The organism is Billgrantia antri (assembly GCF_017868935.1).
Lineage (GTDB): Bacteria > Pseudomonadota > Gammaproteobacteria > Pseudomonadales > Halomonadaceae > Halomonas > Halomonas antri.
The window spans coordinates 3,264,190-3,285,838 of the sequence record NZ_CP053383.1 but is presented as its reverse complement, the minus strand read 5'-3'; the positions used below and the strand labels follow the sequence as shown (position 1 = coordinate 3,285,838).

The 21,649-nt window shown below is 64.2% G+C and carries 16 protein-coding genes; 7 read left to right on the top strand and 9 right to left on the bottom strand.

Annotated elements, in window-relative coordinates; genetic code table 11:
- The first annotated feature begins 6 nt into the window (after positions 1-6).
- The 7 genes from miaA (at position 7) to HNO53_RS15230 (ending at position 7,638) form a co-directional block, all read left to right on the top strand.
- Complete coding sequence (gene miaA / locus HNO53_RS15260; RefSeq protein WP_209473459.1) at positions 7-945, top strand: tRNA (adenosine(37)-N6)-dimethylallyltransferase MiaA; 939 nt, start codon at positions 7-9, stop codon at positions 943-945.
- Positions 946-1,034: 89 nt separating this feature from the next.
- Entirely contained in the window at positions 1,035-1,286 is a 252-nt protein-coding gene (hfq, locus tag HNO53_RS15255; RefSeq protein ID WP_103968388.1) for an RNA chaperone Hfq, read from the top strand.
- An 8-nt stretch (positions 1,287-1,294) separates the two neighbouring features.
- Complete coding sequence (hflX, locus tag HNO53_RS15250; RefSeq protein ID WP_209473458.1) at positions 1,295-2,611, top strand: ribosome rescue GTPase HflX; 1,317 nt, start codon at positions 1,295-1,297, stop codon at positions 2,609-2,611.
- Between the two features lie 148 nt (positions 2,612-2,759).
- The gene (gene hflK, locus HNO53_RS15245; RefSeq protein ID WP_209473457.1) at positions 2,760-3,983 is read left to right on the top strand and encodes an FtsH protease activity modulator HflK; all 1,224 of its coding nucleotides are present in this window, start codon (positions 2,760-2,762) and stop codon (positions 3,981-3,983) included.
- Positions 3,984-4,868: a protease modulator HflC gene (gene hflC, locus HNO53_RS15240; RefSeq protein WP_209473456.1), complete on the top strand. Its 885-nt coding sequence runs from the start codon at positions 3,984-3,986 to the stop codon at positions 4,866-4,868.
- 174 nt (positions 4,869-5,042) lie between these two features.
- Complete coding sequence (locus HNO53_RS15235) at positions 5,043-6,218, top strand: ATP phosphoribosyltransferase regulatory subunit (protein WP_209473455.1); 1,176 nt, start codon at positions 5,043-5,045, stop codon at positions 6,216-6,218.
- Between the two features lie 124 nt (positions 6,219-6,342).
- Complete coding sequence (locus tag HNO53_RS15230; protein WP_209473454.1) at positions 6,343-7,638, top strand: adenylosuccinate synthase; 1,296 nt, start codon at positions 6,343-6,345, stop codon at positions 7,636-7,638.
- 64 nt (positions 7,639-7,702) lie between these two features.
- Here the strand turns inward: HNO53_RS15230 and HNO53_RS15225 are convergent, their stop codons facing one another.
- The 9 genes from HNO53_RS15225 to HNO53_RS15185 form a co-directional block, all read right to left on the bottom strand.
- Entirely contained in the window at positions 7,703-8,956 is a 1,254-nt protein-coding gene (locus tag HNO53_RS15225; protein ID WP_209473453.1) for an alginate lyase family protein, read from the bottom strand.
- Positions 8,957-9,005: 49 nt separating this feature from the next.
- On the bottom strand, positions 9,006-9,896 hold the full coding sequence (locus HNO53_RS15220; protein ID WP_242597439.1) for a polysaccharide lyase: 891 nt from the start codon (positions 9,894-9,896) through the stop codon (positions 9,006-9,008).
- Between the two features lie 74 nt (positions 9,897-9,970).
- A complete protein-coding gene (locus tag HNO53_RS15215; RefSeq protein ID WP_209473452.1) occupies positions 9,971-12,604 on the bottom strand; it encodes a tetratricopeptide repeat protein in 2,634 nt (877 codons plus the stop codon).
- A 39-nt stretch (positions 12,605-12,643) separates the two neighbouring features.
- The gene (locus tag HNO53_RS15210) at positions 12,644-13,888 is read right to left on the bottom strand and encodes an alginate lyase family protein (protein WP_209473451.1); all 1,245 of its coding nucleotides are present in this window, start codon (positions 13,886-13,888) and stop codon (positions 12,644-12,646) included.
- A gap of 38 nt (positions 13,889-13,926) precedes the next feature.
- A complete protein-coding gene (locus HNO53_RS15205; protein ID WP_242597438.1) occupies positions 13,927-14,823 on the bottom strand; it encodes a polysaccharide lyase in 897 nt (298 codons plus the stop codon).
- Positions 14,801-16,381 carry a PilZ domain-containing protein gene (locus tag HNO53_RS15200; RefSeq protein WP_209473450.1) on the bottom strand — a complete coding sequence of 527 codons (1,581 nt, stop codon included), beginning with the start codon at positions 16,379-16,381 and terminating at the stop codon, positions 14,801-14,803. Before HNO53_RS15200 ends, HNO53_RS15205 begins: the two co-directional genes overlap by 23 nt.
- Before the next feature lie 18 nt (positions 16,382-16,399).
- Positions 16,400-18,325 (bottom strand): glycosyltransferase, encoded by a 1,926-nt coding sequence (locus HNO53_RS15195; RefSeq protein ID WP_209473449.1) that lies wholly within the window; start codon positions 18,323-18,325, stop codon positions 16,400-16,402.
- Between the two features lie 9 nt (positions 18,326-18,334).
- Positions 18,335-19,681, bottom strand: coding sequence for a UDP-glucose dehydrogenase family protein (locus tag HNO53_RS15190; protein ID WP_209473448.1), 1,347 nt, complete (start codon positions 19,679-19,681; stop codon positions 18,335-18,337).
- 374 nt (positions 19,682-20,055) lie between these two features.
- Positions 20,056-21,561 (bottom strand): RimK family protein, encoded by a 1,506-nt coding sequence (locus tag HNO53_RS15185; RefSeq protein ID WP_209473447.1) that lies wholly within the window; start codon positions 21,559-21,561, stop codon positions 20,056-20,058.
- Positions 21,562-21,649 lie beyond the last annotated feature (88 nt).

The window sequence follows — 21,649 nt, the reverse complement described above, 5'->3', positions numbered from 1 at the left end:
AAGTTCATGTCTCCAAGACGTCCGCTCGCCATCCTCTTGATGGGCCCTACTGCCGCCGGCAAGACCGACCTGGCCATTGCGTTGCATGAGCGGCTCGACTGCGAACTGATCAGCATGGACTCGGCGATGGTCTACCGCGGCATGGATATCGGCAGCGCCAAGCCGTCGCCGGAGGAGCTGGCGCGCGCCCCGCACCGGCTGATCGACATCCGTGATCCGGCTGAACCCTATTCGGCGGCGGATTTCCGCGAGGATGCGCGCCGCGAGATGCGACGAATAACCGCAGCCGGTCGCACCCCGCTGCTGGTCGGCGGCACCATGATGTATGCCAAGCGCCTGCTAGAGGGGGTGGCCAACCTGCCGGCGGCCGATCCTGCGATACGCGCCGAACTGGCGCGGCAGCTCGAGCGTAGCGGTCTGGCTGGACTGCACGCCGAGCTCGCCAGGGTCGATCCCGATGCTGCCCGCCGCATTCATCCCAACGATCCGCAGCGCCTGATGCGAGCGCTGGAGGTCTATCGGGCGAGCGGCACGACCCTGACCGAGCTGTGGCGTCGGCAACGTCCTGAAACCTTCCCCTGGGAAGTGTTGTCGATAGGTTTCACGCCTTTTGATCGTCGTGTCCTGCATGAGCGCATCGGCGCACGTTTCGAGATCATGCTGGCGGCCGGCCTCATTGCCGAAGTCGAGGCGCTGAAGGTGCGTGATGACCTGCATCTCGGTCTGCCATCGATGAAAAGCGTGGGTTACCGCCAGGCTTGGGAATACCTCGACGGCAGGGGCGATCTCGAACAACTGCGTCAACGCACCGTGGTGGCGACCCGGCAGCTGGCCAAGCGTCAATTGACCTGGCTGCGGAGCTGGACGGCGCTACACTGGGTCGATAGTCAAAGCCGGCATGCATTGGACACGGTCCTGAAATTCGTGCGTGAATCGGGCTCTTAGCGTAAGATGTTGGCTTCGAGTGGCCGGGTGACCAGCCGAGAAAGAACACAACTTCCACCCCTCATGAGAACGTATTAGGGAGAGGTAACATGTCCAAAGGGCAGTCCCTTCAAGACCCGTACCTGAACATTCTGCGCAAGGAGCGCATTCCGGTTTCGATTTTCCTGGTCAACGGCATCAAGCTGCAGGGACAGATCGAGTCGTTCGATCAGTTCGTGATCCTGTTGCGCAACACCGTCAGTCAGATGGTCTACAAGCACGCCATCTCCACCGTGGTGCCTTCGCGCAACGTGCGGCTACCGCCGCAGGACCCTGCGGCCCAGCCGGACAGCAACGCGTGAGGTATTGATTGTTTTTTGAACGACCCGACGCCGGTGAAACGGCAGTACTGGTGCATGTCGACTTCCAGGACGAGCGCGAGCGCGAGGACCCTGGCGAGTTCATGGAGCTGGTTCGTTCCGCCGGTGCCGAGCCGGCCATGCTGCTCAGCGGCAGCCGGCATCGGCCCGATTCGCGCACCTTCATCGGTAGCGGCAAGGTTGAGGAGCTGCGTGAGGCGCTGAAGGTGCACGGTGCCGAGCTCGTCATCTTCAACCACGGCTTGAGCCCTTCCCAGGAGCGCAATCTGGAGCGGGAGCTCAAGTGCCGAGTGCTGGATCGCACGGGACTGATACTCGATATTTTCGCCCAGCGAGCACGTACCCACGAGGGCAAGCTGCAAGTCGAGCTGGCGCAACTGGAGTACATGTCCACGCGTCTGGTACGTGGCTGGACTCACCTGGAACGTCAGAAGGGTGGTATCGGGCTACGCGGCCCGGGTGAGACGCAGCTCGAGACCGACCGCAGGCTGTTGCGGGCACGTATCAAGTCTATTCACAAGCGCCTCGACAAGGTGCGCAGCCAGCGCAGCCAGAATCGCCGTGCCCGGGCGCGGGCGGAGATCCCCAGTGTGTCGCTGGTCGGTTACACCAACGCCGGCAAGTCGACCCTGTTCAATGCGCTGACCGAAGCAAAGGTCTATGCGGCCGACCAGTTGTTCGCTACGCTCGATCCAACTCTGCGCCGGCTGGAAGTCGGCGATGTCGGTCCGGTGGTGCTGGCGGATACGGTCGGGTTCATTCGCCATCTCCCGCACAAGCTGGTGGAAGCCTTCCAGGCCACCCTCCAGGAGGCGGCCGAGGCCTCGCTGCTGGTGCACGTGATCGATGCCGCCGATCCCGACCGCGAGCTCAACGTGGCGCAGGTCGAAGGCGTGCTCGACGAGATCGGTGCGCTCGACGTCCCGATGCTCAAGGTGATGAACAAGATCGATCTGTTGGATAGCGCCCCGCGGATCGAGCGTGACGGTCAGGGGCGTCCCGAAACGGTATGGCTGTCGGCGCGCGATGGTCGCGGGCTCGATCTGCTCGGCCAGGCGCTGTCGGAGTGTCTGGCGGAGGACGTCATCGATTTCAGCATGCAACTAGCGCCGCAGCAGGGCCGGCTGAGGGCGGGTCTGCACGAGCTTGGCGCCGTCCGGGAAGAACAGTACGAAGAGGGGGGGAAGGTGCGCCTCGAGGTCCGTCTGCCTCGCCGCGACTTCCTGCAGTTGATGGCTCGGCTGGGAGAACGGGCGGAGGATTACCTGCCGTCCGACCTGCACCAGCGGCCGGTCTGGGACGCATGACAGCAATGGTTGTCATGGCCGACAAAATCGGCTTCCCCTGATAACGACGGCATCAGACGCCCTCGGGTGTCCCGACAGGATAGCAACCGACCTCCCCGCACGGCCGAGTGAAACGTCGGCGGGGGGTAACGCAGAGTGGAGACGACGTATGGCTTGGAATGAGCCGGGTGGCGGGAACCAGCATGACCCCTGGAGTGGCGGGGGCCGGCGCGGCGGTGGCAACGGCGGCGGCGGTGGCAACCGTGGGGGGAACCAGGGACCACCCGACCTTGACGAGGCGCTGAAGAAGTTCCAGGACAAGCTCAACAGCATGCTTGGCGGGCGTGGCGGCAAGGGCGGCGGTCGTGGCGGCAAGGGCGGCGGGCGTCCACGCAACACCTTCGCACTGCCAGGGCTGTTGCTCATTATTGCCCTGGGTATTTGGGGCGCGATGGGCTTCTATCTGGTCGACCAGGCCGAGCGTGGCGTGGTGCTGCGCTTCGGTGAGTACCAGTCCGTGGTGGGTCCCGGCCTGCACTGGAACCCGCCGCTGATCGACGACGTGCGCATGGTCAACGTGACCCGCGTACGCTCGCTGACCCAGACCCAGTCGATGCTGACCCGCGACGAGAACATCGTCGAGGTCGAGATCTCGGCGCAGTACCAGGTGGCGAGCCCGCGCGACTTCGTGCTCAACGTGCGCAATCCGCAACTCTCCATCGAGAATGCTCTGGACAGTGCCCTGCGTCATGTGGTCGGCGGCACCGACATGATCGAAATCCTGACCTCCGGGCGTGAAATTCTCGGCAGCTCCGTAGCGAGCCGCCTGCAGACCTATCTGGACAGTTACGGCACCGGCATTCGGTTGCAGACCATCAACATCGAATCGACCTCGGCACCGGCTCCGGTCATTGACGCTTTCGATGATGTGATTCGAGCCCGCGAAGACCGCCAGCGCACCATCAACGAGGGCATGGCCTACGCCAATGCCATCATTCCGGCCGCCCAGGGTCAGGCACAGCGTCTGGTCGAGCAAGGCCAAGGTTACCGCGAATCGGTGGTGGCCGAGGCACAGGGGCAGGTCAACCGTTTCAACGCGCTGCTGGCTCAGTACCGCAATGCGCCGGATATCATGCGTGAGCGGCTTTATATTGATGCCATGGCCGATGTCTTCGGACGTACGCCGAAGGTGCTGGTCGACGTGAGCGACGATGCGCCGCTGATGTACCTGCCCCTCGATCAGCGTCCCGGCCAAGCCAGCACCGAAGGCGGCGGCGACGAAGCTCGTGGAGAGAACGGTGAGCTTGACCCGCGTGTGCTCGAGCGCTTGCGTTCCTCTTCCTCGACGCAGCAGAGCAGCAACAATGGTGGTATCCGCAGGGAGGGTCGCTAAATGATCAATAACCGTTCCTTGATCATCGTGGGCGGCCTCGCTGCCGTGGCTTGGTTGGCCAGCAACAGCCTCTTCGTGGTCGACGAGACTCAGCGGGCGGTCAAGCTCCGCTTCGGTGAGATCGTCGAGGAGAATATCCAGCCCGGACTGCACTTCAAGGTGCCGATCACGCAAACGGTGCGCAAGTTCGACACTCGGGTACTGACGCTGGATACCGATGCCAGCCGCTACCTGACGCTCGAGCAGAAGGCGGTGATCGTCGACTCCTACGTCAAGTGGCAGGTAATCAACCCCACGCGCTACTACGAGGCTACGGCCGGGGACGAGACCATGGCGATTCGCCTGATCCAGCCGCGAGTCGACGAGAGCTTGCGTAACGAATTCGGTCGCCTGGACCTGCAGCAGATCATTGCCGAACGCCGCGATGACTTGATGACGGGGCCGACCCAAGAACTCGATGAGCTGCTCCGTGATGAGCTGGGCGTGGCGATTCTCGACGTGCGTGTGAAGCGTATCGACCTGCCTGACGACGTGTCGGCTGCCGTCTATGAACGCATGCGCTCCGAGCGTGAACGCGAGGCTCGTGAATGGCGTGCCCAGGGGCAGGAGGAAGCTGAGCGCATCCGCGCTAACGCCGACCGGCGCCGCCAGGTGCTGCTGGCCCAGGCTTCCGAGCGGGCCGAGACCCTGCGTGGCGAGGGGGATGCCGAAGCGGCGGCGATCTTCGCCGAGGCATACAGTGAGAACGCCGAATTCTTCAGCTTCTGGCGCAGTATCAACGCCTATCGTGACAGCTTCGACGGCGAACGGGACATGTTGGTACTCGATCCGACCAGCGATTTCTTCCGCTATCTGCGGAGTCCGGCAGTCCAGGACGAGGAGTGAGTCCGGAGCAAGCCGGCCCGCCGTGCGGCCGGCTTGCTCGCGTTGGCAGTCGGGGTTCAACCGGCCGTCAAACGTGGTAGAATCGGTCAACCGGGCGTGGCCCGGTTTTTTTGTGGGCCTTTTTCGCCATCGTATCCTTTTTGCCCGCCTAATTTGCCTTGCAGGATTGACGACATGACCATTGCTGACCGCTGGCTGCTGCCCGACGGCATGGATGAGGTGCTGCCGCCCCAGGCGAGCCGCATGGAAGAGCTGCGTCGTACGCTGCTCGACCTCTATTATCGCTGGGGATACGATCAAGTGATGCCGCCGCCGGTGGAATTTCTCGACTCTCTGTTGACCGGCACCGGCACCGACCTGGACCTGCAGACCTTCAAGTTGACCGATCAACTCACCGGTCGCCTGATGGGAGTGAGCGCCGACGTGACGCCCCAGGTGGCGCGCATGGACGCCCACTCCATGCATCATCAGGGACCGGCCAGGCTGTGCTACTGCACCAACGTGCTGCGGGCCAAGGCCGATCAGCATCAGGGGGGGCGCAGCCCGGTGCAGGTCGGCGTCGAGCTGTTCGGCCATGCCGGGCTGGAGGCGGATCTCGAGATCCTGCGCCTGGCGCTGCTGAGCCTCAAGGCGGCAGGGGCCGGCGAACTGCACCTGGCGTTGGGTCATATCGGCATCTACCGTAGCCTGGTACAGGCTGCCGCCTTGGCACCCGACCAGGAACGCGCCTTGTTCGAAGCCCTGGAGCTGAAGTCGCCCGGGGCCTTGGCCCAGCAGGTCGAGGCGAGCGTGGCCGATCCTGTCCTGGCGGATATGTTCCGCGCGTTGGGTAGACTGCATGGTGGTCCCGAGGTGCTGGATAGTGCCAGGGATGCCTTGGCCGGCGCGCCGGTGGCCGTGGCCGACGCCTTGGCGCAACTTCAGGCGTTGCATCGTGGTGTGGCTGAGGAGCATCCCGAGGTCGAGCTGTACTTCGACCTGGCCGAGCTGCGCGGCTACCAGTACCACACCGGCATGATGTTTGCGGCCTTCGTGCCGGGCTACGGTCAGGCCTTGGCCAAGGGAGGGCGCTACGACGATACCGGGCGCGCCTTCGGTCGTGCGCGCCCCGCCACCGGTTTCTCGATGGACCTGAAACTGCTTGCCACGCTGGTGCAGAGCGAGCCGGCCAGCGACGGCATCTGGGCACCCGCCGATGGCGAAGGCGTGGCCGAGGCGATCGCTTCGCTGCGCGACGGCGGACACCGGGTCGTGCAGGCACTGCCGGGGCAAACTACGCCGCCAGAGGCGCACCGCTGCAGCCGGCGGCTGGTGATGGTCGAAGGCCGCTGGCAGACGCAGGCACTCTAGGCTGGCGAACCAGCCAAGGCCCGAATGGGACGATACCGGCAAGCGGGCCGGATGACGAGCGCGGCCCGCAGGGCCGGATCATCGACGCGCACATACGCGGCGCCGACACGAGAGACGAGACGCAATGGGCAAGAACGTAGTCGTACTGGGTACCCAGTGGGGTGACGAAGGCAAGGGCAAGGTAGTCGATCTGTTGACCGAATCGGCGGCCGCGGTGGTTCGCTTTCAGGGCGGGCACAACGCCGGACACACGTTGGTCATCGACGGCGAGAAGACCGTGCTGCACCTGATTCCGTCCGGCATTCTGCGCCAGGGCAAGACGTGTGTCATCGGCAACGGCGTAGTGCTGTCGCCGGAGGCGCTGATCAAGGAGATCCGCGAACTCGAGACCAAGGGCGTGCCGGTGCGCGAGCGGCTGCGACTGTCGCCGGCCTGTCCGCTGATCCTGCCGTATCACGTGCGCCTCGACCTGGCCCGCGAGAAGGCTCGTGGCGTGGCCAAGATCGGCACCACCGGGCGTGGCATCGGCCCGGCCTACGAGGACAAGGTGGCACGGCGTGGCCTGCGCCTGGGCGACCTGCTGCACCGCGAGCGCTTTGCCTCCAAGCTGGGCGAAGTGCTCGACTATCACAACTTCGTGCTGGTCAACTACCACGGCGAGAAGGCAGTGGACTTCCAGCAGATCCTCGACGAGGCCATGGAAATGGCCGAGGAGCTGCGCCCAATGGTGTGCGATACGGTGAGCCTGGTGCACGAGCTGCGCCGCGCCGGCGAGAACATTCTGTTCGAGGGGGCACAGGGCTCGCTGCTCGATATCGACCACGGCACCTATCCGTTCGTCACCAGCTCCAATACCACGGCGGGTGGCACCGCCACCGGTTCCGGCGTAGGGCCGCTCTATCTCGACTACGTCCTCGGCATCACCAAGGCCTACACCACGCGTGTCGGCTCCGGTCCGTTCCCCACCGAGCTGTTCGACGAGCATGGCCGCCACCTGGCCGAGCGGGGCCATGAGTTCGGCGCCACCACCGGGCGCCCGCGCCGCTGTGGCTGGTTCGATGCCGTGGCCCTCCGCCACGCGGTGCAAATCAACTCGGTCTCGGGGATCTGCCTGACCAAGCTCGACGTGCTCGATGGGCTGGAGAACATCCGGGTCTGCGTGGGTTATCGCAGCAAGGACGGTGATGTGCTCGACAATCCGGTCGATTCGGAGGGCTACGAGGCGGTCGAGCCGGTCTACGAGGACCTGCCGGGCTGGAGCGAATCGACCCTGGGTGCCAAGCGTATCGAGGACCTTCCGGCCAATGCCCGCTCCTACATAAGCTTCCTCGAGGAGAAGGTAGGTACCTCTATCGACATCGTCTCCACCGGTCCCGATCGTAACGAGACCATCGTACTGCGTAATCCGTTCGAGGGCTGAGCACGACCTGGTGCGCCCCGACACTCAAGGCCGGCTTCGTCGCCGGCCTTTTCGTTGCTGATTGTCAGTTGCTCGACAGCCCTTTGAATGCCTGCGTCTCGCGCCTGCCCTCGTCGTCGATTACCAGGTGCTGTTGCACGTCGGGATCCATGAAATACAAGGTGGCGTAGCCACCGGCGCCGCGATTGTAGATGGGCCGCATGGGCGCCACGATATCGTTGAAGCGCGCTTCACCGAAGCGGGCGCCGTACATCTCCATCCAGGCGAAGTACTGGTCGTCCTTCAAAAACCCCGTGTACTGTTCCCGTGGCGCCAGGTCGCCCAGCTCGGCGGGATCCTCGAGAATGGCCATGGCGAAGTCCACCGCATCGTGCATCGTGTTGCCATCGATCTCCAGGTCATAGACGTCGTATCCCTGGCGCTCGGTGATCTCCATGATGGGTATCAGATAGAGCAGCGCATAGTTCTGGTAGTGGGTGGCGCGCCGACCGCGTTTGACTTCGAGGGGGAACGCTCCTGCCTCGGTCATGTCGTGCAGGGCGGAGTAGATCGCGCTGACGCCGAAGCGGAACATGTCGTCGTCTTCGGTCAGGACACCGATCATCGCGGCATAGAGCGCGCGGCGATAGAAATGGTTATTGCAGCAGCTGCTTTCTGCGCCTTCGATCGCCATATGCACGTTGGCCAGCTCGTTGAGCCATGCTTCGACCCGGGTCTTTTCTTCCTCCAGTCCCTCGACGTGGGGGTGCACGACGGAATAGGCCATGGCGGCAGCGAAGATCATCGACTCCAGCGAGAACCAAGCCTGAGGCTGGTTCCAGTGGTAATAAAAGCTGAGCAGGGCATCGTCCCGGGCCCATTTGTCCAGAAAGCGGACCAGACACTCCGCGTAGTAGTCGTCGCTGCTGGCGACGAAGGAACCGGCCAGTTCCGAGACGGTATCCTCGAAATCGAACAGCGGCTCGGTGGCGAGCCTCCAGGCATCGGGAGTGGGGTAAAAGCCGGGAATGCGTAACTGGTTTGTAATGGTGGGGATTTCCAGCCGCTGCTGGCAACTGGGCGCGTAATTGGTCAGTTCCTCGCGTTGCTGCATCAGCAGGCTGTTGTTGGTCTCCTGGAGCAGCATCATGCGCTCCGTGACGTTGAAATAGGATGCGTCCGGGGCGCGCACCGTGTAATCGGAGAGATCCAGTTCCTGGCGCTCCTCCAGCGTCAGGGCCTGAGTCGTGGTACCAACCCCTAGCAGCGTCGCGATCAGCGACCCAGCGATCCATGAGGGAATGGTACGTTGGCGAGCGTGCTTTCCTTGGTAGCTCATCTTAGGTCAGCCTCCTGCTTCGATGCGGCAGCGGCTGACGATCTAGCCGCTACCTTGGCTCGGGTGCGTAAAGGCGAAAGACGGAGAAGTCGGCGTGCTGATCATGTGGCGTACGCCACTCCTCGCCGGTGCCACCGAAGAACGTCGAGAACATCACGCCGTCGATGCCGAGCGTCGGCGTGGTGCGAAGCACCATCTCCCTGCGCTCGAGCACGGGCCAGCCATCGATCCATAGCCGGACGATGCCATCGCGCCCTTCGGGTTCGTTGAGGATCACTTCCTGCTCGACGGTGACCCAGCGGCCGGTGGGGAAATGCCAGCTGCCGCGGCCCATAGAGTCGCCTTCGTGGCCGACCGTATAGGGGTAGAGTTCGCCCTGGCCGTCCTTGCGCCACATCAGGCGCAGCGAGAAGCCGTTCTCGCCCGTCACTTCCTCACCGCCGCTGGGGGCGTCACCGCCGTACAGGCCGGGGAGCTTACCTCCTTTAACAAAGTCAAAGTTTGCTTCGAAACGTAACCGATAGTGTAGACATGCCCGGTCGGTGTGTTGCAAGGATTTTTCTTTGGTGTAGAAGCCGAAACCGCCACGGGGTACGTCTTGCTGGTCGGCATCGCTGGGAGAGGAACTGTGCTGGGGGTAGTGGGCACGCAGGGCAGGCTCGACCAACCCGCTGGTCAGCGCACCGAGCAACTCGGCGTTGGTCTCGGTGCCCCAGTCACGGGTCGAGGCGAAGTCCTCGCGAATCGCCTCCTTGGCACTCTGCAGTACATGACGCGGTCGCAGGGTGGCCACCAGGGGGTAGCGTTCGGAGCAGGGCGTCAGGCGTGGCATGCGATGATGGTCGCCAGTTGATGTGTCGGCGCTGGTGGGAAGGCCCCCGATCAGGGGCAGCAGGGTGAGCAGGGTGGCTTGCGTCAGGCGGCGTGTGGATTGCGACATCCGTGCCTCCTCGGTAGACAGGCGTGCGCTAGCGACTCCCCATCAGGCGGGGGAGCCGCTAGCTTTTCGGTTACTTACTCCGCGCTGCCGTTGGCAGCAGCGGCGATGGCGGCCTCATCGGTGAGCAGTTGACGCAGCGTCTCGACGGCCATTTGTCCTTCGCTTTCGAAGACGTCGTCGAGCCACAGCAGGGCCTGTTGCTGGTTGGCGTGCTCCAGCCCGCGGGCCGAGAGATAGGCCTGGGCCAGGGAGAGGCGCGCACTGCGATGGCCTTGGCTGGCCGCCTGGTAGAGATAGTCGGCGCCCCTTTCGGGATCGCGCTCGACGTTTTCGCCGCGCAGGTACTCGCGACCGAGGGTGGCCTGAGCACCGGGGTGTCCTTGCTCGGCGGCAGCAAGCAGCAGTTCGTGGCCTTGTTCGACGTCCTGGGCGATGGCACCTTCTCCACGCATCAGGGCGAGCCCCAGCGCCACTCGTGCATGAAGGGCACCGGCATCACTGGCCTGACGGTACCAGCGTTCGGCCTGCTCGGCGTCTTGTTCCACGCCGTTGCCGTGCTGGTAGGCTTCGCCCAGATGGAAGGCGGCTTGTGCATTCCCTGCTTGAGCGGCAGCCCTGAGCAGCTCCATGCCGCGCTCCACGTTACGCTCGACGCCGTCTCCGGCCAGATAGGCTTCGCCCAGGTCGGCGCGGGCCCCGGCATGGCCCCGGGACACGGCAGCTTCGAGGTAGTCTATGCCGCGTCCGGTGGCGCCCCGGTCCAGGTACATGCGACCAAGGCTCGCTGCGGCACCGGCATGACCGGCCTGGTGGGCTTGTCCTAGCCAGTATTCCGCTCGCCCCTGGTCCCGCTGGACCCCTTCACCGGTAAGAAAGGCGCGACCCAGATCGGCCATGGCGCCGGGGTGACCGTCCTCTGCCGCAGCGACCAGCGCTTCCATGTTGCCTTGGGCGCCGAGGTCCCGCTGCAGATAGGTCAGCGCTTCGTCGGCGGATTCGTGACCGGCCTCCTGGGCCCGGGTCAGCCAGCGGTTGGCTTCGCTCAGGTCACGCTCGACCCCGCTGCCGTTGCGGTAGGCGCGGCCGAGGACCACCATGGCGTAGGCGTCGCCCTGTTGGGCAGCCTGGGTCAGCAGGCGGACGCCCTGGGAGGGGTTCTCCGGCAGCGGCCCTTCCAGATAGGCTTCGCCGAGCAGGGTCATGGCCGTAGTGTCGCCGGCCTGGGCGGCCTGACGCAGCATCTCCTCGCCGCGACTGGGCTGGAAGTTGGGGTTCTTCTCGTCCAGGTAGGCTTCACCGAGCAGGCGCATCGCGCCCGATTGCCCTTGATCGGCGGCCTGGCGCAGCAGCTGTTCGCCTTGGGCGGGATCCTGAGGTACGCCACGACCCTTGAGATAGGCCTCGCCCAGCTGCTGGGTCGCCCACGGATGGCCGAGTTCATGCGCACGTTCGAGATAATCGACGGCGATGTAGGGCTGGCCGGCGATGCGTTCATCGTCGAGATAGAGCGCGCCCAGTTGGGCCAGTGCCAGCGCATGATCCTGTTCGGCCGCCTGCTCAAGCAGATTCATGCCGCGGGGCAGGTCGTTGAGCCCGCCCTGGCCGTTGACCAGCGCACGGCCGAGGATGACCTTGGCATCCACCGAGCCCGCCTCGATCGCTTCGCGCAGCCAGCGCTCGGCTTGTACCGGCTGCGGCTGGCCGGCGGTACCCTCGAGCAGCGCCTCGCCATAATAGGTCATGGCGTCGACATGGCCTTCTCCGGCGGCCTCGGCAAGCAGTTCGAGGCCGCGGGCGCTCTCTCCGGCATCGATCATCTGGCGTCCGGTGCGAGCCAGGGCATCGATGTCGCCGGCTTCGGCGGCCTGGCGCATCCAGCGGATGCGTTGCTCGGGCTGATCGCCGAGCAGCCCCTCCGCCGAGTACATCGATGCCAGTTGCAGCATGGCGCCGGTATCCCCCTGGCTGGCCTTTGCCTCGAGGGTTTCGGCGAAGCGCTGCGCATAGTCCATGGCCAAGGCGGGCTCCTCCTCAAGCCAGCCGCCGGGGGAGTGCGCATTGGCCAGCGCTTCCAGCGCCTGTGCATCGCCCCGGTTGGCGGCACGCTCCAGCAGCCGCTTGGCCGTGTCAGGGTCGGCCTCGATGTTCTGGGTGCCATTGGCCAGCATCTTGGCCAGCCGGGTCTCGGCGTCCTGCTCGACGCCTTCCTCCATGGCTTGCCAGAGCAGGTGGTAGGCGAGTACGTCGTTGCGCTCGACCCCGCGACCCTCTTGGTAGAGGCGCCCCAGGTTGAGCGAAGCGTTACCATGAATGGGCGACTGTAGATCCAGCGCCTTGCCGTACAGCTCAGCTGCCTTGGCGGGATTCTCCTCCACGCCGGTCCCGCGCTCGTAGAGTTTCCCGACCTCGTAGAAGGCCGGCATGACATTGCGCGCCATCAACGCGTTGAGGTGCTTGAGGGCCTCCTCGTAGCGCTCCTCTTCGATCAAACGCTGGCTATAGTCGATGGTGTCCCAGTCCCGGCCCGAGATGTCGGCGTCGATGACGCCGCCGAACCAGCCTTGATAGGCTTGGGGTACGGGAGGGACATGCTCGCCGGGGGCCGAGCCGCCGGTCGCTGCGCAGCCGACGAGTGCGACCGTGATGCCGATCGCTGTTGCCAGTCGCAGCGAGGGGATGAGTCGAGTCCTAACCTTGGTGCGTTCCATGTGTTCCCCTCTGTGGTGTGTGGTTGTCTGGCCGTGTGCTCAGTTGTTCAGGCCGCGGAAGGCTTCGGTGCGACGTCGCTTCTCATTCAGATAAACGTGTTGCTGGGCCTCTGGGTCCATGAAGTAGAGGGTAATGTAGCCGCCGGCACTGCGGTTGTACGTGGGTCGCACCCGGGTGAGGAAACGCTCCATCGGTGGATGGTCGAAGTGAGTGAGGTAGATCTCCATCCAGGTGAAGTACTGCGGGTCGCGCAGGAATCCCGTGTACTGTTCCAGCGGTGCGTAATCCCCCAGCGCCGCAGGGTTGTCCAGAATCTGGAACAGATAGTCGACGGCTTCGTGTATATCGTTGCCCTCGTACTCCAGGTTGAAGATGTCATAACCCTGACGCTGGATGATCTGCATGTTGGTGATGAGGTAGTTGAGCGCGTAGTTCTGGTAGTGAGTCGCGCGGCGGCCGCGACTCACCTCGAGCGGTAGGGCACCCTCCTCGGTCATGTCGTGCAGGGCCGAATAGACGGCGCTGACGCCGAAGCGAAACAGGTCGTCGTCTTCCACCAGCACGCCGATCATGCTGGCGTAGAGGGCACGCCGGTAGAAATGGTTGTTGCAGCAGCTCTCCTCCGGCTGCCCGGGGAACGCCGAGTGCTGCAGGGCGAGGCCGTGGAGCCACTGCTCGACTTCGGCGCGCTCCTCCTGCAGGCCGTCTACGTGGGGGCGCACGATGGAGTAGGCCATGGCAGCGGCAAAGATCATCGACTCCGACGCGAACCAGGCCTGAGGATCGTTCGGGTCGAAGACGAAGGTGGTCAGTGCCTTGGCCTCGGCCCAGCGGTGCAGGAAGCGCACCAGGCAGTCGGCATAGAAGGTATCGCCACTGGCAACGAAGCTGCCGGCCAGTACCGACACGCTGTCCTCGAAGGCGAACAGCGGTTCGGTGGCCAGCTCCCATTCCTCTGGGCTGGGATAAAAGCCGGGGATACCGCCGCGCGTGGTGATGGGCTTGAAGTTGAGCATCTGGCGACAGCTGGGTCCCGTCTCGAGCTCATCCTGCAGCTGCAGCAGGATCGAATTGTCGGTTTCGTCCAGCAGGGCCATGCGCGCTTCGACATCGAAGTAGCCGGCATCCGTATCGGTGACGCGATACTCCGAGAGGTCGAGTTCCATGCGCTCCTCTCGCGAGAGGGTGTCGGCCAGTGCTGCGCTGCCCCCCATCGCCAGCAGGGCGAAGGGAAGCGTGCGCAACAGTCTTGCGGTGAATCCTTTGGCTACGGCAAGGGGCATGATCGGCGTCGCTCCATTGGCGCTCGAACGCGGAAGGGTCAAGGTTGCGGTGTGAAGAAGCGGAAGGCGGCAAAGTCCGCGTACTGATCGCGGGGCGTGCGCCACCCTTCGCCGCTGCCGCCGAAGAAGGTGGAAAACATCAGTCCATCGATGGTGACCGAAGGCGAGGTGCGGTAGACGATGTTCTGCTGTTCCAGCACCGGACGTCCATCGATCCATAGTCTCGCGATGCCGTTCTCCTGCTCGGGGTCGTTCAGCACCACTTCCTGCTCGACGGTAACCCACTGACCGACCGGAAAATGCCAGAAGCCGCGGCCCACCGATTTACCCTCGAACCCCACCACGTAGGGATAGAGTTCCCCTTGGCCGTCTTCGCGCCACATCAGGCGCATCGAGAAGCCCTCCTTGCCGCTGACGTCCTCACCGCCGGAGGGAGCCTCACCGCCATACAGCCCGGGGAGCTTGCCTCCCTTGACGAAATCGAAGTCGGACGGGAAGCGGACCATGTAGCTCAAGCAGGCGCGTTCGGCTCCCTGCAGCGAAGCGGGAGCGCTGTAGAAGCCGGCCCCCCCGCGGGGATCGTCGCCCGGCGACGAGCTACCGGCGGGGTAGTGCACGCGCAGCCCAGGTTCATCGATGCCGGTACGGCCGGTATCCAAGCGCTCCACGTTCTCCTTGGTTCCCCAGTGGCGAGTGGTGTCGAAGCCCTGTCTCACGGCGGCATGGCCGTTCTCGGCTGACGGGGGGCGGGGAGTGTCGGCCAATGTGTAGCGCTGCGAGCAGGGCGTCACCTGGGGAATGCTGACGCGAGCATCCTCGGCCTCGTCAGCGTGACCGGCGGCGAACGGCAGCAGCGTCAGCGCGCCTGCCACCAGACACGTGTGTCGGGTGGCAGGGCGCGATTGGTGGCGTTCAGCCTTCATCGCTTGTGTCATCGGGTTCCTCCAGGTTGGTTCCACTGTCTTCCACGGCCGCACGATAGATCTGGTCACCGAACTGGATGACGGTGCGCACCCCCTGCCAGATCCGCTCCGAGGCAGCCCCTAGCAGCGGCGCTTCGGTAAAGCGTACGTCCACCGGCTGACCGACGCTCTCGGCCGGCAACGGCTCCTCGGGAACCAGCAGCACACTGGCCACGTTCTGCTGCTGGCGCACCCAACTGGGGAAGCCGGCGCGCGGCTGGCGCTCGACGTCCAGAGCGACGTTGCGTACCCGCGCTCGGATCGGCTGGTTGGAGTTGGCCAGGGTCACGTACGCCTGCTGGTTGGGCTCGATGCGACTGATGTCATTCATGTGCACCAGAGCTTCGACCAGCACGTCGTCCTCGTCGGTGCGGATCAGAGTCATGATCCGCTCGCTTTCGTTGATGTAGACCCCGTCAGCGCTGCTCAAGGCCCAGGCCACCAGGCAGTCGCAGGGGCTATAGATGTCATTGCTGGCCATGCGCGCCTCGAGAGCGGCAATACGTGAGCTCTCGTAATCGCGAACGGTCTCGAACTGCTCGACGCGGGCCTGGGCGATCTCCGGCGAGACCGATTCGAACGTCATGGTGTCGCCGCTGGCGGGTTGTGCCGAGTTGGCCAGGCTGACCTCTTGCATGCCGCCCTGGATGTGCTCGCGCAGGTTCTCGATCAAGCGATTGTTGTAGTCGAGCGCCGCCTCGGCCAGGATCAGGTCCGATTCCAGCTCGCTGTTGATCACCTTGGTCAGCAGCTGGTCTCGTTCGACCTGCTCCCCGGCCGTCAACTCGTGTTCACCGAGAATCCCTGGTCCGGGGGCCCGGATGTCGATGCGCGGCGCTGTGACGGCAGCGAAGCTCGGTTCGATCAGCATGAAGTTGCGATAGGCCGTGGCGGCCCCCACCAGAACCAGCAGGCCGATGGCCGCGAACAACAGGATGTAGCGCCCCATCGGCTTGGGCGGGCGGGATGGCGGGGTAGGGCGCGCCGCCTGGCGTTTGCGCGGGGTCTGCGGGTCCTCGCCGCCGATCAGACCCTCCACGTTTGGGGTACGGCCACTGAGTGCACTGCGAATGATCTGACGCAGTAGCTCGCGGTGCTGCGGCTCGATCTCGGTAATCTCGAAGCTGGTGTCGTAGCCGCTGCCTTGTTCCGCGGGGACCGAGCGCAGGGACTCCGCCTTCAGCGGAACGATCAGTTCGGTCGCGCCAGCCATCATCAGCAGCGAGGCGGAGATGCGCTCGCCTGGCTCGAAGCGGCGCGAGCTGCGGGCGGAAAAACCTCCCAGCGACACGTCGTTACCGCTCAGCTCCGCGTCGCTGTCGTCGAGGTCGACGCGAAACGGCAGGGTCACGCGAATATAGCCTCGCTCGTCGCGGCGTTCGTGCTGCAGCCGGTCGCCCCGGGTCAACCGCTCGCTGCCCTGGTCGGCGTCTTTCGGCTCGCTGCGGGTATCCGGTTGTCCGCTCGGTCGGCTCCCTCCCAGGGTAGGCTCGTGCCGCTTGGAGTCGTCGTTGAAAAAGTTGTCAGCCATCCGTTGGTGCTCCTTGCGTCAGGGCTGGGCCACTGCTACTTCGGGCGGTGCAGTGGGCTCGACCCTGAGTCGTACGTTGACGAGGGTCAGGTCATGTTCGCCAAGGGCCAGTTGGCAGTTCGCATCCACGGTGCACTCGGCAGCCTCTTGGATGGGGGCGCCATCTGGGCCTTGCATCAGTTTCGCCACGGCAGGGGAGACCGCCAGCGTGGTGGCTTCGTGGTTGCCGTGGATCCGCTTGTCGCTCGGCAGCGTGTTCTGTTGAAGGGTCTCGATCAACTCTCCCTCGAGTCGGAAGTAGCCGGGAGGGAGCTGCACCGAGTCGCCTCTCTTGTCGCTCAGGGCCGCGCCGAGCCAGCGGTCGATCCGCTCGGGATCCTGGTGGCCCCAGGTCTCGTTGTGGGCGATGTGCAGCGAGACCCGATCCGGCGGCGCCATGACACCGGTGGCCAGCAGCAGGCCGAACAGCATGACGCCATAGGCGAAGCCGTGCAGCACATGGCCCATGCGGCGCTGCCTTCTGGCTGCGACAGGATCGTCCGGCTCGCCTGCCGAGATGCCTTGCCGCGACCACTTCTGGCGGTTGAAGCGGAAGCTGACATAGGTCTTCAGCAGCGCCCCCCACACCTGGTTGTAGTAGATCAGCGGGATCCACAAGAGGCTGAAGCGCCCGCGCTGCCAGGCGAGGATCGAGGTGGCGATGCCGCGGGTGAAAAGAATCCACAGCACATAGGCAAAGAAGAACGACGGTCGCACGAACAGCGAGACCAGCGTCACCACCGTGGGTCCGACCAGGGTCGTCCACATCGAGAGGCGCTGGTCCACCAGGCTCCACCAGGTGAACATGCCCATCGGGCGAGGCCCGAGAGCAATCGCGCGATTGCTGGTGCGCAGCATGTTGCCGTACCAGCGGCGCATCAGGTCGGTGGTCGAAGCGAAGAAGCGGCGCCGGTCGGGCAGTTCCTCGAACCCGGTGACGAAGACGTCGGGGATATAGAGCATTCGCCAGCCGTTCTTCAGCAGCCAGTACCAGGAGGACTTGTCATCGCCTGACAGAAACTTGAAGTTGCCGAAGCGCCAGTGCTCGACGTGGTCGCTCTCGATCAGCTCGATGAAGTCCTGCTGGGTTGCGAGATCGGCGCGAAAGACGCTGTAGCGACCGGTCAGCACCAGCAGGCGGCGTGACAGTGACATCGAGCTCATCATCAGATGGCGCTGTGCGTAGCGCAGGTCGTACCACTCTCGGGTAGCATCGTTCCCGGTCACTTCGGCACGGTTGTTGGTGGTCAGAGCGCCCAGATCCTCCTGCGATTGGAAGAAGGAGAGCGAGCGAGACAGCGTGCCCGGTTCGAGCCGGATGTCGCCATCCATCGAAACCAGTAGCGACCCCGGCGCCGGCAGGCGCCGGGAGATCGCGCGCAGCACCTCGGCCATGGCCGAGCGCTTGCCGTCCCCTTTCTGAAACATGTAGCGCACTTCGACGTTGTTCGGCCAACCGTGGTCATCCATCACGTGAGTGATGACATCCACGTCGGTGCGGTCCGAGACGGAGGCGAAGATGGTGGTCGGCACGCCGTAATCCCGGGCCTCGCGAATCAGGGCGTCGTAGACCTGGAAGTTCACCGTCGGCTCGATCCGGAACGAGGTGCACAGCACGAACAGCTCGGGCGGCTTCTCCTCCTCGCCGATCGCGTCCGCCTCGGCCCGCATCTGCGGAAAGACGCGGCGGTTGTACCATACCGAGCGGACCGCCTGGACGGCCCACCAGGAGTAGCGCCACATGGCGATCCAGCCGATGACGAAGATGAAGCTCTCCGACTCTGGAGAGAACACCTCCGACGGCAGCTCGCTGAGGATGACCACCATCAGTGCCAAGCCGAACAGGAAGGTGGTGACCTCCGTGACTCGGCTGGCGGTAGACGGGTCGCGGGGAGTCGCAGACATGGTCTCTCCTCAGGCCAGCACGGGCCGCACGGAATCCCCTCGTCCGATGCCATAGTAGGCGAGTCCGGCAGCCTTCACGGTATCGGGCTGGAACAGGTTGCGGCCGTCGACCAGCACCGGCTCCTCGAGCTTCTCGTAGAGTTCGGAGAAATCGATGGTGCGGAAGGCCTTCCATTCAGTGCAGATGACCAGGGCATGAGCCCCTTCCAGCGTATCGTCACGCTGCTCGCTCAGCGTCAGGTCGTCGCGCTCACCGTAGATGCGACGGCACTCGTCGGCGGCCTCCGGGTCATAGGCCTGAACCCGTGCACCGGCCTCCCACAGCGCTTCCATCAAGGCGCGGCTGGGGGCTTCACGCATGTCATCGGTATTGGGCTTGAAGGCGAGCCCCCAGACGGCGATGGTCTTTCCGGCGAGCTGGCCATCGAAGGCCTGACAGAGCTTCTCGAACAGCTTGTTCTTCTGCCGGCCGTTGACGCGCTCCACGGCCTTGATCATCTCTGCGGGATGGCCGATCTCCTCGGCGGTGTGGGCCAGAGCCTTGACGTCCTTGGGGAAGCAGGAACCGCCGTAGCCGCAGCCGGGGTAAATGAAGCTGTAGCCGATACGCGGATCGGAACCGATGCCGTGGCGGACCTCCTCGACGTCGGCGCCGAGACGCTCGGCGAGGTTGGCGATTTCGTTGATGAAGCTGATCTTGGTCGCCAGCATGGCGTTGGCGGCGTACTTGGTCAGCTCGGCGCTGCGCACGCCCATGAACATGAGCTTGTCGCGTTGACGATTGTAGGGGCCGTAGCATTCCTGCATGGCCTTTTTGACCCGCTCCGAGTCAGTGCCGACTATGATGCGCGAGCCGCGTGAGAAGTCCTCGATAGCGGCGCCTTCCTTGAGGAACTCGGGATTTGAACAAACGTCGAACGCCAGCTCGAGGCCGCGTTTTTCCAGTTCCGCGGCCACGGTGCGCTCCACCTTGCTGGCGGTGCCCACCGGCACGGTCGACTTGTCGACGACGATCTTGTAGTCGTTCATGTGCTGACCGATGGTCTCGGCGACCTTCAGCACGTATTTGAGATCGGCACTGCCATCCTCATCGGACGGCGTGCCCACGGCAATGAACTGGAGCAGGCCGAACTCCACCGCCTGGGCCGCGTCGGTGGTGAACTCGAGTCGTCCCGCGCTCTTGTTCTTGCGGATCAGCTCCTCCAGGCCGGGCTCGTAGATGGGAACCTCACCCGCGTTCAAGCGAGCCACCTTGTCCTCGTCGATATCCACGCACATGACCCGATGGCCGACATCGGCCAGGCAGGCACCGGTGACCAGTCCTACGTAGCCAGAACCGAAGATGGTAATCCTCATGATCGTCGTCGCTCCTTGCAATGATGCCCTGTCATCCGATCAACGCCATCGCGCCGGTGCCGGAGTGGCCGACGGGCGATGGCGTGCAGGGCCGGGTTCGTGTAATTAGCGTGCCTTGTGCTACGCAACATTCACGCCAACTCGAAAAGTTCTTTTGCTGTCAGTAAGTTGGCGTGATCTAGGAAGAAGTGTCGCGAGCCGGACATCCGAAGAGCGTCGCGGATTCGCGACATATGTGAGCCTAAGCCCCCTGAGCCTTGTAGATCAAGGGCTTGGAATGTCTCTTATTGGCGACAATGGTAGAAGGTAAGGCGGTAACCTTATGAATCGATTTGTTTTATTCGGTAAGAAGGGCGGCCGGCTCCCTCTGCGCCTCATCCATCCGCCGATCTGGCCGAGACGCGCGCTTCCATGCGAGACAGGAAGATGCCCATGATGCGCTCGTAGAGCTGGCGGCCCAGCACGGTGTCCTCGATACCGGCATCGACGTTGGGATTGTCGTTCACCTCGATGACAACCACGCGATCCCCGGCCTGCTTTAGGTCGACGCCGTAGAGTCCATTGCCGATCAGGCGGGTGGCCTTCAGCGCCGCCTTGATCACGGCGGGCGGTACCTCGGCCGGATCGTGGGTGGTGAAGCCGCCGCTTTTGACCCGGGCGCCGGAGTGGTCGTAGATCTGCCAGTGGCCTCGCGCCATGTAGTACCGGCTGGCGAACAGCACCTGGCCATCCAAGACGCCGATGCGCCAGTCGTACTCGGTCGGCAGCCACTCCTGCAGCAATAGCAGGGCGGAATCCTCGAATAGGCGCCGGGTTTCGAGTTCGAGCTGTTCAAGCGAGCCGATCTTGACGATCCCGCGTGAGAAAGCGCCGTCGGGTATCTTCAGCACCATGGGGAAGCTCAGGCCGGCAATTCGCTCCGCCAGCGACCGGCGATCGCGTCGCTTCAGCAGCACGCCTTCCGGTGCCGGCACCCCGCGAGCACGCAATAGCGCATGCAGGTAGACCTTGTTGGTGCAGCGCAGGATGTCACGCGGCGAGTCGATGACGACCAGTCCTTCATGCTCGGCGAGCCGGGCCATGCGATAGGTATGATGGTCCAGCGCCGTGGTCTCGCGGATGAACAGGCCGTCGAACTCCGCTAGTCGCCCGGCATCGCGGCGGGTTATCAGTGAGACGTCGATACCCAGCTTGCGGCCGGCACGGATGAATGCCTTCAGTGCGCTGCGGTTGCTGGGTGGCATGACTTCCTTGGGATCGACCAGGATCGCCAGGTCGAAGCGGTAGCGGCGACGTGCCTTTGGGGTACGCCACACCTTGCGCGAGTGCCGATTGAGGGCGGAGGCGAACAGGTCCTGCTCGTCGGAGCTGAGATCCCGAAGATGGATCGGCTTGAGCCGGGCCAGCCGCCATAGATCGTGGCGGCGCACCAGGCGTGCCTCGAGCAACGGACAGGGCAGGCGCTCGAAAAGCTTGCGGGCGAGCCTTGCCAGTTCGGGCTCGCGGCACTCGCCGAACAGAACACGCAGCGTCACACTGTCGCCCGCCAGGCGACCCTGACGTGCCAGCTCACCGAGCAACGGAGCCAGCGTATCCAACTGCAGGTCGACCAGGGCCTTGCGCGACAGCTCATTGAGGGTTTCCACGCTTGGTAGGACGCGCTGACCGCGCGCCTGGGCAAGCAGCGAAACGTAATAGCCGGTGCCTAGATAGTCGAACTCACTGCACAGATTGATCACATGGGTGCTGCGATCCTGGTCGGGGGCGCTGCGATGGCGCCGGTCCAGGGCCAGGAAATCGTCGGCGCTGATAAGGTCCTCGGAGGGATAGTAGGGCCGCCAGTCTTCCTGTCGATCGACGACGATACGCAAGGGGCACATGGGCAAGATCCGTTTGGTGGGCTAGGCGCGACATTGCGCAGGTTGCGGCCAGCATGCCGCTGCAACTTCCTGTCGACAAGCGCTTCGA